Genomic DNA, 14,444 nt, shown 5'->3' on the forward strand with positions numbered 1-14,444 from the left:
TCCGGCCTGCCCGCAGCCCGGCCCGGGCACGCCCACTGACAAGTGCCCCCGCTCTCTCCGGTGCGTCCCCCTCCCGGGGCCCCGGCCCTTCAGTCGACGTCGCTCCCCACCGCCGTGCAGTGACGAAATCGCCGTCCCCGCAAAGGAGTTGTGGCATGAGGCTGCCGAAGCCCCCCACCGGGGTGCCCGTCCTGTGGGTCCTGTCCGCCACCGGCAGGACTCAGCTGAAGGCGCGGGCGCGAAGGCTGCGCGACCATCTGAACGCCGCGGGCGAGTGGGACCCGGCGGGCGTCGGGCTCGCGCTCACCCGCGCCGGTGCGGGACCGGACGCCCCCGTCGGATGGCGTGCGGCCCTCGTGGCACAGGACCGGGAAGGCTTCCTGGAGCGGCTGGACGCGCTCATCGACGGGCACAGCGCGGCCGGACTCGCCGAGGGACGCGGGCTGGAGCACGACACCAGTACCGCGTTCGTCTTCCCCGGCCAGGGTGCGCAGTGGCCCGCCATGGCGAAGGAACTCCTGGACACCGCGCCGGGGTTCCGTGCCCGGATGGACGACTGCGCCCAAGCGCTCGAACCCTTCATCGACTGGTCGCTCATGGACGTCCTGCGCGCGGTCGGCCGTGCGCCGAGCCTGGAGCGGCCGGACGTCGTCCAGCCCGTCCTGTTCGCGGTGGGGGTCTCTCTCGCCGCACTCTGGAGCGAGCACGGGGTGCAGCCGGGCGCCGTGCTCGGACACAGTTGCGGCGAGATCTCCGCCGCCGCCGTCTGCGGCGCCCTCTCCCTCGACGACAGCGCCCGCGTGGTCGCCCTGTGGAGCCAGGCGCAGGCCACGTTGAGCGGACGCGGCGACATGGTCTCCGTCATGGCGTCGCCCGGCGAGCTCGAACCGCATCTGGCCTCCTATGACGGGCGGTTGGGCATCGCCGCCGTCAACGGTCCGCAGTCCGTGATCGTGTCCGGTGACGCCGATGCCGCCGCCGACCTGGCAGCACGGCTGACCACAGCGGGCCTGCACGCACGGAAGATCGCCGTCGGACTTGCCGCGCACTCACCGCACATCGACGCCATCGTGCCCCGCCTGCAGGCCGACCTGGCCGGCATCAGGCCGCTGCCCGCCCGGCTCCCCTACTACTCAGGTCTGACCGGCGGTCTCCTCGCGGACCCGGTGCTCGACGCCGACTACTGGGCTCGCAATCTGCGCCGAACCGTCCGTTTCGACGAGGCCACCGCGGCTCTGCTGCGGGACGGACACCGGATACTCCTCGAAGTCAGTCCGCATCCGGTGCTCACCGCTGCCCTCCAGGCGAGCGCCGACGTCCACGGCGTCCCCGCTCGCATCGGGGTGACGCTCCGCCGCGGGCACGGCGGCCGGACCCGGTTCCTCACCTCGCTGGGCGAGCTCTGTGTCCACGGCGCCACACCCTCCACGGACACGGTCTTCGCCGACCTCGACGTGCCGCCCGCCGAACTGCCCCAAGACCTCTTCGAGGCCGACGGCGCGCCGAGCGGGGAGGACGACGACCTCGACCGCGGTGCCGAAGGGCCCGGTTCGGGCACGGACGAGGCACGGGCCGCCGCCCTCCGCGCGGAGCTTGCGGTGCTCAGCCCGGCGGGGCGGCGCGAGCGGGCGATGCAACTCGTACGCCAGGAGGTCGACGCCGTGCTCGGCGGCCCCGGCCCCATCGACCCCGACGCGACGTTCCTCGGCCTCGGCCTCGACTCCGTGACGGCGGTGGAGATCCGTAACCGGCTCGTCGCGTCCACCGCGGTCGCGCTGCCCGCGACGGTCCTCTTCGACCACCCCACCCCGCGGGCGCTCGCCGAACTGCTCCGCACCCGGATCCTGGACGAGCCGGACGAGACCGGAGCCGGTGCGGACAGCGGCCCCGCGCCCGAGCGGACCGCCGACGACGACCCGGTGGCGATCGTGGCGATGGGCTGCCGCTACCCGGGCGGCGCCGACAGCCCCGAAGCGCTGTGGCACCTGCTCACCGAGGGGACCGACGCGCTCTCGGAGTTCCCCGTCAACCGCGGCTGGAGCGGCGCGGGACCCGACGCGCCGGAAGACATCGGTCCGGGCCGCTACTACCAGCGCACGGCCGGATTCCTGCACGAAGCCGACCGCTTCGACGCCGGGTTCTTCGGCATCTCCCCGCGCGAGGCACTCGCCATGGACCCGCAGCAGCGGCTGCTCCTGGAGATCTCCTGGGAGGCCTTCGAGCGCGCGGGCATCGACCCCACCACCCTGCGCGGCAGCCGCACCGGCGTCTACATGGGCGCCATGACCATGGACTACGGGCCCCGGCTGCACGAGGCGAAGGACGGCAACGGCCATCTCCTCACCGGCACCACAGGCAGCGTCGCCTCCGGCCGCATCGCCTACACCTTCGGGTTCGAGGGCGCGGCCGTCACCGTCGACACGGCCTGCTCGTCCTCCCTGGTGGCCCTGCACCTCGCGGTCCAGGCGCTGCGCCAGGGCGAGTGCACACTCGCCGTCGCGGGCGGCGCGACGGTGATGCCGACGCCGGGCATGTTCGTCGAGTTCAGCAGCCAGGGCGGTCTTGCCGCCGACGGACGCTGCAAGGCGTTCTCCGCGGCCGCCGACGGATTCGGGCTTGCCGAGGGCGCCGGTGTGCTGCTGCTCGAGCGGCTCTCCGACGCCCGCGCCAACGGTCACCCCGTCCTCGCCGTCATCCGCGGCTCCGCCGTCAACCAGGACGGCGCGAGCAACGGCCTGACCGCGCCCAGCGGGCCGAGCCAGCAGCGCGTCATCCGCCAGGCTCTGGCCAACTCGGGGCTGCGCGGCGCCGACGTGGACGCCGTGGAGGCGCACGGCACCGGCACGCGTCTGGGCGATCCCATCGAGGCGCAGGCCCTGCTCGCCACGTACGGCCAACAGCGCCCGGCAGAGAGCCCGTTGATGCTGGGCTCGCTGAAGTCCAACATCGGGCACACCCAGGCGGCTGCCGGGGTGGGCGGCGTCATGAAGATGATCCTCGCGATGCGGCACGGGCTGCTGCCCAGGACGCTGCACGCCGACGAGCCCAGTCCGTACGTGGACTGGAGCGCCGGACGGGTGCGGCTGCTCGGCGAAGAGGCCCCCTGGCCGGACCACGGGCGGCCGCGCAGGGCGGGCGTCTCCGGATTCGGCATCAGCGGCACCAACGCCCACGTCATCGTGGAACAGGCTCCCGTCGCTGCCGCCCTCGGCCAGGCCTCCGACCCCGCCCCCGGCCGGACCGCCCCGCCCGCGGCCCTCGCCTGGCGGCTCTCGGCCCGCACCGAGGCAGCGCTGCGGGAGAGCGCCTGCCGCCTCGTGGACCGGCTCGCGGACGCCCCGGAGCTCTCCCCGGCCGACCTGGCCCTCTCCCTGTCCACCGGCCGGGCGGCCCTCGAGCACCGAGCGGTGATCGTCGGCGACCCGGGGGAGCTGCGGTCGGGGCTGGCCGCGCTGGCCGCAGGTGAGCCGCGCCCTTCGGTGGTCACAGGCACGGCCGACAAGCTCCGGGGAACCGTATTCGTGTTCCCCGGGCAAGGCTCGCAGTGGCCGGGCATGGCCCGGGAACTCCTCGACCAGTCAACCGAGTTCACCGAGCAGATGGCGCGGTGCGACGCCGCCCTGGCGGCGCACACGCGGTGGTCCCTGCTCGATGTGCTGCGGTCCGGCGCGGACCTCGACCGGGTCGACGTCGTCCAGCCCGCCCTGTTCGCCGTGATGGTCTCCCTCGCGGAACTCTGGCGCTCCCTCGGCGTCGAGCCCGACGCCGTGCTCGGCCACTCGCAGGGCGAGATCGCCGCCGCCGTCGTGGCGGGCGGACTGTCCCTGGAGGACGGGGCGAAGGTCGTCGCGCTGCGGAGCCGGGCGCTCGCCGCGCTCGCCGGACACGGCGGCATGGTCTCCCTCGCGCTGCCCGCGGACGAGGTGCGGGAGCGCATCGCGGCCTGGGGCGCACGGCTGTCGGTCGCGGCGGTCAACGGGCCGTCGGCGGTCGTGGTGTCGGGAGACACCGACGCCCTGGACGAGCTCCTCGCCGCCTGCGAGACCGAAGGCGCACGGGCTCGGCGCGTCGATGTCGACTACGCCTCGCACTCCGCTCACATGGAGCCCATCGAGAGCGAGATCCTGGCCTCCCTCGAAGGGATCACGCCCCGCTCCGGCACGGTCCCGCTGTACTCGACGGTGACCGGCGACTGGCTGGACACCTCCGCCATGGACGCCGGTTACTGGTACACCAACCTCCGCCGCACCGTGGACTTCGAACCGGCCGTGCGGGCCCTCGCGGACCAGGGCTACGGCGCGTTCGTCGAAGTGGCGCCGCATCCCGTCCTCGCCATGGCGGTCGAGGAGACCGTGCAGAGCCAGGAGCGCGACGTCACGGTCCTCAGCACGCTGCGCCGGGGCGAGGGCGGCCTGGCGCGCATGCTGCTGTCCGCGGGAGAGGCGCACGTACGGGGTCTCGCGGTCGACTTCTCGCCCGTGCTCGCGGACACCGGAGCCACCCGCGTCGACCTTCCGACCTACCCCTTCCAGCGCGAGCGCTACTGGCACGAGCCCACAACTGCCGACCAGGGATCGGGACATGACGGGCTGTGGGAGGCGCTCGAACGCGAGGACCCGGCCCGCCTCGCGCAGACGCTGCGGGTGACACCCGAAGCCCTGGGCGAAGTACTGCCCGCGCTGACGGCCTGGCGCACCGAGCAGGACCGTGCCCAGCGCGTCGACGCCTGGCGCCACCGCGTGGCCTGGCAGCAGCTGAGCCTGCCGCCCGCCCAGGCCCCGACGGGCCACTGGCTCGTCGTCTGCCCCGGAGCCGAGCACGCCGTAAGTGCCGACGTCGTACGCGGCCTTGTCGCGCTCGGGCTCGACCTGACCGTCATCTCCGCCGAGGGGCCCGGCCAGAGCCGCGCCTCCCTCGCGGGCGTACTGGCCGCCGCAGCCGAGGGCCGGCCCGTGCACGGCGTCCTCTCCCTCCTCGCGGACGAGCCGCGCCCGCACCCGGACCACCCCGACCTGCCCGGCGGCCTCGCCCTCGCCCTCGCCCTCGTCCAGGCCCTGGGGGACGCGGCGGTCGACGCCCCGCTGTGGTGCGTCACCCGAGGGATGGCGGTGCTGGGGGCTGGAGAGCGGCCCGGGCCCCCGCCGTACGCGGCCGTCGCCGGACTCGGCCGCACCGCGGCCCTCGAACACCCCGACCGCTGGGGCGGATTGATCGACCTGCCGGTGGTCCCCGGGGCGGGCCCGGACGAGCGGACCCTGCGACGGCTGGCCGCCGTGCTGGCCTCCGTGCGGGACGAGGACCAGGTCGCGGTGCGCCCGACCGGCGTGCACGGCCGCCGTCTGCTGCCCGCGCCCGTACGCCGCAACGGCGCCGCCCCCGCGGCCTTGGGGGACGCGCTCGGGCACGGCACCGTGCTGATCACCGGCGGCACCGGCGGTGTCGGCGCCCACGTGGCGCGCACACTGGCCGCAGAGAACACCGCACACGGCGCCCCGCACCTGCTCCTCGTCAGCCGCCGCGGCCCCGGCGCACCGGGCGCGGACGCGCTGCGGGCCGAACTGGAAGGGCTCGGCGCGGCCGTGACGATCGCGGCCTGCGACGTGGCGGAGGCCGGGCAGACGGCCCGACTGCTCGCCGCGCTGCCCGAGGACCGGCCGCTGAGCGCCGTCATCCACGCGGCGGGCGTCCTCGACGACGGCATGCTGGACTCCCTGACGCCCGCACGCCTGGCCACCTCGCTGCGGGCCAAGCTGACCGCGGCCCGCGTCCTGCACGCGGCGACCGAGGGGCAGGAGCTGGCGGCCTTCGTCGTCTTCACCTCCCTGATGGGGGTCGTGGGCAACGCGGGGCAGGCCAACTACGCGGCCGCCAACGCCGCGTTGGAGTCCCTCGTCGCCGAGCGGCGCGGCGCGGGCCTGCCCGGCACCGCCATCGCCTGGGGTGCCTGGGCCGCCGGGGAGGGCATGCTCGACGACGGGGTCGCCGACCGGCTCCGGGAGCGGGGACTGCCCTCCATGGCGCCGGCCGCCGCCGTCGGCGCGATCGGCCGCGCCCTCGCCGAGGACGACGCCCTCGTGGTCGTCGCCGACGCGGACTGGCAGCGCTTCGCCGACGCGACGGGCCTGCGCGCAACCGCCCTGCTGAGCGCGCTCGTCGGCCGCGCCGCACCCGCCGGGCCGGACACGGCGGCCGCAGGCGGTGCGCTGCGCGGACAGCTCGCGGCGGTGCCCGGCGCCGAGCGGGAACGGTTCGTCATCGACCTGGTGCGCACCCATGCGGCGACTGTCCTGCGGCACACGACGCCCGACGCGGTCCGCCCCGACCGGGCGTTCTCGGAGCTGGGCTTCGACTCGCTGACCGCCGTGGAGCTCCGCAACCGCCTGGCCACCGCCACCGGGGTGCGGCTGCCCGCCACCGTCCTCTTCGACCGGCCCACGCCCGCGGCTCTCGCCGCCCACCTCCTGGACGGGCTCGGCGACGTCGCGCCCGCCGACGCGGGTGCGGACGGCGAGCCCGTGCAGGAGGTGGGCGGCGCCCCGGTCACGTACGACGAACCGATCGCGATCGTCGGCATGGGCTGTCGCTTCCCCGGCGGGGTGCGACGCCCCGCCGACCTGTGGCGGCTGCTCGCCGAGGGCCGGGACGCGGTGGGGGAGTGGCCCACCGACCGCGGCTGGGACGCGGCCGGGCTCTACGACCCCGACCCCGACCGCACCGGCACCACCTACTGCACACGAGGCGGCTTCCTCGACGACGCCGCGGGGTTCGACGCCGAGTTCTTCGGCATCTCGCCCCGTGAAGCGCTCGCCATGGACCCGCAGCAGCGGCTGCTCCTGGAGACCGCCTGGGAGGCCGCCGAGAGCGCGGAGCTGGACCCCGGCACGCTGCGCGGTGGCCGCGTCGGTGTGTTCGTCGGAACCAACGGCCAGGACTACCCGCACCTCGCGGCAGCCGACCGTGAGATCTCCGAGGGCCATCTCCTCACCGGCAACACCGCCAGCGTGCTCTCCGGCCGCATCTCCTACGTCCTCGGCCTGCGCGGCCCCTCCCTCACGGTGGACACCGCCTGCTCGTCGTCCCTGGTGGCGCTGCACCTCGCCGCCCAGGCCCTGCGCCGCGGCGACTGCGACCAGGCGTTCGCCGGGGGCGTCACGGTCATGAGCACCCCGCGGCTGTTCGTCGAGTTCAGCCGCCAGCGCGGCCTGGCCGCCGACGGCCGCTGCAAGGCGTTCGGCGCGGGCGCGGACGGCACCGGCTGGGGCGAGGGCGCCGGAGTCCTCCTCCTGGAGCGGCTCTCCGACGCCCGCCGCCACGGCCACCCCGTCCTCGCCGTCGTACGCGGCTCCGCGATCAACCAGGACGGCGCCAGCAACGGACTCACCGCCCCCAACGGCCCCGCACAGGAACAGGTGATCCGCGCCGCCCTCACCGACGCCCGGCTCACCCCCGACGACATCGACGCCGTGGAGGCGCACGGCACCGGCACCCGGCTCGGCGACCCCATCGAGGCCCAGGCGCTCCAGGCCGTCCACGGCCACCGCCCCGACGACCGGCCCCTGTGGCTCGGCTCCGTCAAGTCCAACATCGGGCACACCCAGGCCGCCGCGGGCGTCGCCGGGGTCATGAAGATGGTGCTCGCGCTGCGGGCCGGTGAACTGCCCGGCACGCTGCACGCCGACGAGCCGAACCCGCACGTCGACTGGTCCGCGGGCGGCGTCCGGCTGCTGACCGGCCACACCGTCTGGCCCGCGACGCACGAGCCGCGCCGGGCGGGCGTCTCCTCGTTCGGCATCAGCGGCACCAACGCCCACGTCATCCTCGAACAGGCCGCCGGGAGCGAGGAGCGGGAGGCCGCTGCCGCCCCGGACGACGGCCCGCCGGACACCGCCGTCACCGTCCCGCTGCTGCTGTCCGCCCACACCCCCGAAGCGCTGCGCGCGCAGGCCGGGCAACTGCGCACCTGCCTCGGCGACTCCGAGGGCCGCCGTTCCCTGAACGGGTACGGCGAGGGGCCGGAGACCCACAGCCTGGCCGACGTCGTCCACGCCCTGGCCACCCGGCGCACCGCCCTGGACCACCGCGCGGCGGTCCTCGGCCGGGACGGCACCGCGTCGGACGCGGCCCTGCGGGCACTGGCCGACGGCACCTCCGTGGGCCACGTGCCCACCGGACACGCGGGCAACCCCGGCAGGACCGCCTTCCTCTTTCCCGGCCAAGGCAGCCAACGCGCAGGCGCGGGCGCCGAGTTGTACCGGACCGAGCCGGTCTTCGCCGACGCCTTGGACGACGTGCTCAGCCACCTCGCCCCGCACCTGGACGTACCGCTGCGCGACGTCATGTTCGCCGAGCCCGGGACGGACCAGGAAGCGCTGCTGCACCGCACCCGCTGCACCCAGCCCGCCCTGTTCGCCCTCCAAGTGGCGCTGTTCCGGCTGATGGAGCACTGGGGCGTGCGGCCCGATCTGCTGATCGGGCACTCCATCGGCGAGCTGGCCGCCGCCCACACCGCCGGAGTCCTCGACCTGACGGACGCCTGCACGCTGGTCGCGGCCCGCGGCCGCCTGATGGACATGCTGCCCGGGGGCGGGGCCATGGCAGCCGTGGAAGCCGACGAGTCAGAGGTACGAGAGATCCTCGCCGCCCTGCCGGACGGCGCCGACGAGGTGGGCATCGCGGCCCTCAACAGCCCGCGCTCCACGGTCCTGTCCGGCGCCCGTGAGGCCGTCCTGGGCCTGGCCGAGGAGTTCCGTGCCCGCGGCCGCCGGGTCAAGGAACTCAAGGTCAGCCACGCCTTCCACTCGGCGTACATGGACGCCATGCTGGAGGAATTCCGCTCCGTGGCCAAGCAATTGACCTACGCGGCGCCCCGCATCCCGGTGATCTCCAACCTCACCGGGGAACGGGCCACCGCCGACGAGCTGTGCGACCCGGAGTACTGGGTGCGGCACGTCCGCGACACCGTCCGCTTCCTCGACAGCGCCCGGCAGCTGCACGCAGAGAACACCGCCAGCTGCCTGGAACTCGGTCCTGGCGGCGTCCTGTCCGCACTGGTGCAGGAGTGCCTGCCCGCCGACGCCGACTGCCGTGCCCTGCCCCTGCTGCGCGACGGGCGGCCCGAGGCGGAGTCGCTCACCGCCGCGCTCGCGGGCCTGCACGTACGGGGCGTGCCCGTCGACTGGACCGCCGGACTGCCCGCCCACGCACCCCGGGTGACCCTGCCCACCTACCCCTTCCAGCACCGGCGGTTCTGGCCCGCCGTGCCCGGCGTGCCGACGGCCGAGGCCGCGCAGGACCGGACCTACCGCGTCGAGTGGCGCGCCCTGCCTGAACCCTGCGAGCCCCGGCTCAACGGGACGTGGCTGCTCGTCACGCCCGCCGGTGCCGAGCGGACGCCGCTGGCGCAGGCCTGCGGCCGGGCCCTGACCGAGCACGGCGCCCAGGTGCGCACCGTCTCCGTTCCGGCAGACGTGACGAGGGACCGGCTCGCCGCGCTGGTGCGGGGTGACGGCCACGGCGTGCTGTCGCTGCTCGCCCCGGGCGCAGGCTCTGACGGCGGGGCACGGGCCACCCTGCTCCTCGTGCAGGCCCTGGGCGACGCCGGGCTGCGCGCTCCGCTGTGGTGCGTCACCAGTGGGGCCGTGGGGGCGGCGGACCAGGGTCCGGCCCATCCGGAGCAGGCGCAGGTATGGGGACTCGGACGGGTCGCCGCACTCGAACACTCCGACCGCTGGGGCGGACTGGTGGACCTGCCCGCGGGGCTGGGGGACTCCGCGGGCCCCGGCCGACTCGACGCCGGTGTGCTGCGCCGACTGTGCGCCGCCCTGGCAGGGGACGTGCGGGCCGCCGAGGACGGCTGCGCCGAGGACCAGTTGGCCGTCCGGCCCGACGGTCTGTACGGACGACGGCTCCTCAGGGATGCGGGCGCGTCGTCCTCGGGTGCGGACGGCTGGACCCCGCGTGGCACCGTCCTGATCGCCGGCGGCACCGGGGGCCTCGGCGCTCACGTGGCCCGCCACCTCGCCCGGCAGGGTGCCCGGCATCTGGTGTTGACCAGCCGCCGGGGCCCGGATGCCCCGGGCGCCGACGCGCTCGCCGCCGAGCTGGACCGACTGGGCGCCCGCGTCACCCTGTCGGCCTGCGACGTGACCGACCGGGCCGCGCTGGCAGGCCTGCGGGACCGGCTCGAAGCCGACGGCGACACCGTGCGCGCGGTCTTCCACGCCGCCGGGGTCACCTCGGACACCCGGATCGAGGACTGCACCCCTGGCCGACTCGCCGAGGAGACGACGGCCAAGGCAGACGGCGCCGCCCATCTCGACGCCCTCTTCGGCGAAGACGAGGACCTCGACGCCTTCGTACTGTTCTCCTCCGTCTCCGCGACCTGGGGCAGCGCGGGACAGGCCGCCTACGCGGCCGCCAACGCCTACCTGGACGCCCTCGCCGACCGGCGGCGCGCCCGCGGACTGGCCGCCACATCCGTGGCGTGGGGCCCCTGGGCCGGGGCGGGCATGGCACGCGGCGAGGTCGGCACGGCGCTGCGCCGCCTCGGCCTCGTCCCCATGCATCACGCAACGGCGCTGGCCGCGCTCCAAGACGTACTGGACCGGGACCAGGGCCACGCCGTCGTCGCCGACATGGACTGGGCCCGCTTCGCGCCCGCCTTCACGGCACGGCGCAACAGCGCGCTGCTGAGTGAACTGCCGGACGCCAGACCGGACTTCGTGGCCACCCGCACCGGATCCGGGACCTCCGGCCCGGACGACGTGCCCGACGGCCCCCGCGGCCCGCAGGACTCCGCGGATGCCCAAGGCGACAGCTCCGACGTCACCGCCCGCTGGCGCGACCGGCTCGCCGCCCTGCCGGAAGCGGAACAGCACCGCACCCTGACCGACTTCGTGCGCACCGAGGCCTCGGTCGTGCTCGGCCACGATTCGGCGGCGGCCCTGGAAGCCGAACGACCCTTCCACGACCTGGGGTTCGACTCGCTCATGGCCGTCGAACTGCGGGGGCGCCTCGCCACGGCCACCGGGCTGGACCTGGCCGCCAGCATCGCCTTCGACCACCCCACGGCTGCTTCCCTCGCCACCCGGCTGCACGCCGAGCTGACCGGCACCGCCGCCACCCGCGTCCCCGCCACGGGGCCGAGCGCGCGGACGGCCACCGACGAGCCGCTCGCCGTGATCGGGATGGCCTGCCGCTTCCCGGGCGGCGTGCGCTCGCCGGAAGACCTGTGGGACCTCGTCGTCGGCGAGCGGGACGCCATCGGCGCGCTGCCCACGGACCGCGGCTGGCCCCTCGACTCCCTCTACGACGCCGACCCCGAGCGCGAGGGCACGTTCTACACCAGCGGCGGCGGATTCCTCGACGCGGCAGGGGACTTCGACGCGGAATTCTTCGGGATCTCCCCGCGCGAGGCGCTGGCCATGGACCCGCAGCAACGGCTGCTCCTGGAAACGTCCTGGGAAGCGCTCGAACGCGCGGGCATCGACCCCGGTGCGGTGCGCGGCAGCCAGGGCGGCGTCTACCTGGGCGTCGCCTCCCAGGGGTACGGCACCGGACCCCGGGACCCGGCAGCCGACGTCGAAGGACACCTGCTCAGCGGCACGGTGACCAGCGTCGCCTCCGGCCGCATCGCCTACACCCTGGGCACCGAGGGCCCGGCCGTCACCGTCGAGACCGCCTGCTCCTCCTCGCTCGTCGCCCTCCACCTCGCGGGACAGGCGCTGCGTGCGGGGGAGTGCGACTTCGCCCTCGTCGGCGGCGCCGCCGTCATGGCATCGCCGGACGTGTTCGTCGAGTTCAGCCGCCAGCGCGGCCTGTCCGCCGACGGCCGCTGCCGCTCCTTCGCGGACACCGCCGACGGCACCGGCTGGGGAGAGGGCGTCGGCGTCCTGGTCGTCGAACCGCTCTCGCGGGCGCTCGGCAACGGCCACCAGGTCCTCGCCGTCATCCGCGGCTCCGCCGTCAACCAGGACGGGGCGAGCAACGGCCTGACCGCGCCGAGCGGCCCCGCGCAGCAGCGGGTGCTGCGCCGTGCGCTCGACGCCGCGGGACTCACCGGCGCGGACGTCGACCTGGTGGAGGCGCACGGCACGGGCACCACCCTCGGCGACCCCATCGAGGCGCAGGCACTGCTGGCCGTCTACGGGCAACAGCGGCCCACGGAAAGGCCGTTGTGGCTGGGCTCGCTGAAGTCCAACATCGGGCACACCCAGGCCGCCGCGGGCGTCGCCGGAGTCATCAAGACCGTCATGGCGCTGCGGCACGGCGTGCTGCCGCGCACTCTGCACGCGGCGGAGCCGTCCACCAAGGTGGACTGGTCCACCGGCGCGGTCCGGCTGCTCGACGAGGCCCGCCCCTGGGACGATGCGGGGCGCCCGCGCCGGGCCGGGGTCTCGTCGTTCGGAATGAGCGGCACCAATGCCCACGTGGTGCTCGAACAGCCTCCGGTGCCCGAACAGATCTCTGCCGACGTCCCCGCGGCGCGACCGCTGGCCACCGACGCGCACACCCTGCTCCTGTCCGCCGCATCGGCACCCGCGCTGCGCGCCCAGGCCCGCCGTCTCCTGGACCACCTCGAAGCCGCCCCTGACGCGCCGCCGGGGGACGTCGCCCATGCGCTGGCCACCACCCGCACCGCCTTCCCGCACCGCGCCGCCGTCACGGGCACCACCCGTGACGAACTGCTCGCCTCGCTGGGAGGCCTCGCCGACGGCATGCCCGCGCCCGGCGTCGCCTCGGGCCGGGCGCGGCGGACCCGCACCGTGTTCGTCTTCCCCGGCCAGGGCTCCCAGTGGACCGGCATGGCCCGCGAACTCCTCGACACCTCCCCGGTGTTCGCCGACCGCATCGCCGAGTGCGAGCGAGCCCTCGCACCCCACACCGACTGGTCGCTGCGCGCCGTGCTGCGCGCGGAGCCCGGCGCGCCGCCCGTGGACCGCGTCGACGTGGTGCAGCCGGTGCTCTTCGCCGTCATGGTCGCCCTGGCCGAGGTCTGGCGCGCGTACGGCGTGACACCCGACGCGGTCGTCGGACACAGCCAGGGAGAGATCGCCGCCGCCTGCGTCACCGGGGCACTCACCCTCGACGACGCCGCCATGGTCGTGGCACTGCGCAGCAGGGAACTGACCCGCCTCGCGGGCCGCGGCGGCATGGTCTCACTCGCCGCGTCCGAGGACCGGGCCCGCGAACTGCTCCTGCCCTACGGGGAACGGATCGGTGTGGCCGCCGTCAACGGCCCGGAGGCCGTCGTCGTCGCCGGGGAGCCCGCCGCCCTCGACGCCCTGCAGTCCGACTGCGCGAACGAGGGCGTGCGGACCCGCCGGATCCCCGTCGACTACGCCGCCCACTCCGCCCAAGTCGCGGAAGTGGCCGGGGAGCTGCGTACCGCGCTGGCCGGGGTACGCCCGCGGTCCGCGGACATCCCGCTGTTCTCCACCGTGACCGGGGAGGCCGTCGACGGCGCGCTGCTCGACGCCGGGTACTGGTACCGCAACCTGCGCGAGCCGGTCGAGTTCGCCCGTACCACCGAGACCCTGCTCGCCGCCGGGCACGAGCTGTTCCTGGAGATCAGCCCCCACCCGGTCCTCACCGCCGCGACAGCAGGCACCGCCGAGCGCGCCGGGGCGTCCGCCGCCACCGTCGCCACCCTGCGGCGCGAGGACGGCGGCGCCGGACGGATCCTCACCGCGCTCGCCGAGGCGTGGACGCACGGCGCCCCCGTGGCCTGGGCGGCGGCCCTGCCCCGCCCGGTGACCGCACACCCGGACCTGCCCACCTACGCCTTCCAGCGGGAGCGCTACTGGCTGCCCACCCCGGGCCGGTCCGGCCATGCCGCCCCGCCCGCACCCGCCCGTCCCGGGCAGCCCGCCACGGACGCCACCGGTGGCACCGACGGCACGCAGGCCGATCCCGCCGCGCAACTCACCGCCCGGCTCGCCGCGCTGGACGAGACCGACGGCCGACGTGCCGTGCTCCGGCTGGTCACCGCGCATGCCGCCGCCGTCCTCGGGCACTCCGGGGGCTCCGCCGTCGAGCCCGAACGGCCCTTCGTGGGCTCCGGATTCGACTCCATGCTCGCCGTGTCCTTCCGCAACCACCTCTGCGAGGCCACCGGGCTGCGGATCCCGCCCACCGCCGTCTTCGACCACCCCACGCCCGCGGCCCTCGCCGACCACCTCTACCGGCAGCTGCGCGCGGCACCCGGGCCCGCCGAGCCGGTCCTCGCCCAGCTCGACCGTCTTGCCGAGACCCTCGCCACCACCGGGACCGGCACACAGGACGCCGACGAGATCGGCACCCGGCTGCGGAACCTGCTGCGGGCCTGGAGTGAACGAGTGCCGCCCGACGGTCCACGGGCCGACGGCGCGGACGCGGTCGACACCGCGACGGCCGACGAACTCTTCGAACTGCTCGACAACAATTACGGGGCCTGAGGGAGAGCC

1 protein-coding gene is annotated in these 14,444 nt (G+C 75.5%); it reads left to right on the forward strand.

What is annotated here, in order from left to right; genetic code table 11:
- The first annotated feature begins 155 nt into the window (after window positions 1-155).
- Window positions 156-14,435, forward strand: coding sequence for a type I polyketide synthase (locus ABZV77_RS34060; RefSeq protein WP_356265507.1), 14,280 nt, complete (start codon window positions 156-158; stop codon window positions 14,433-14,435).
- Window positions 14,436-14,444 lie beyond the last annotated feature (9 nt).

This window comes from Streptomyces sp. NPDC004732 (assembly GCF_040609235.1).
GTDB lineage: Bacteria > Actinomycetota > Actinomycetes > Streptomycetales > Streptomycetaceae > Streptomyces.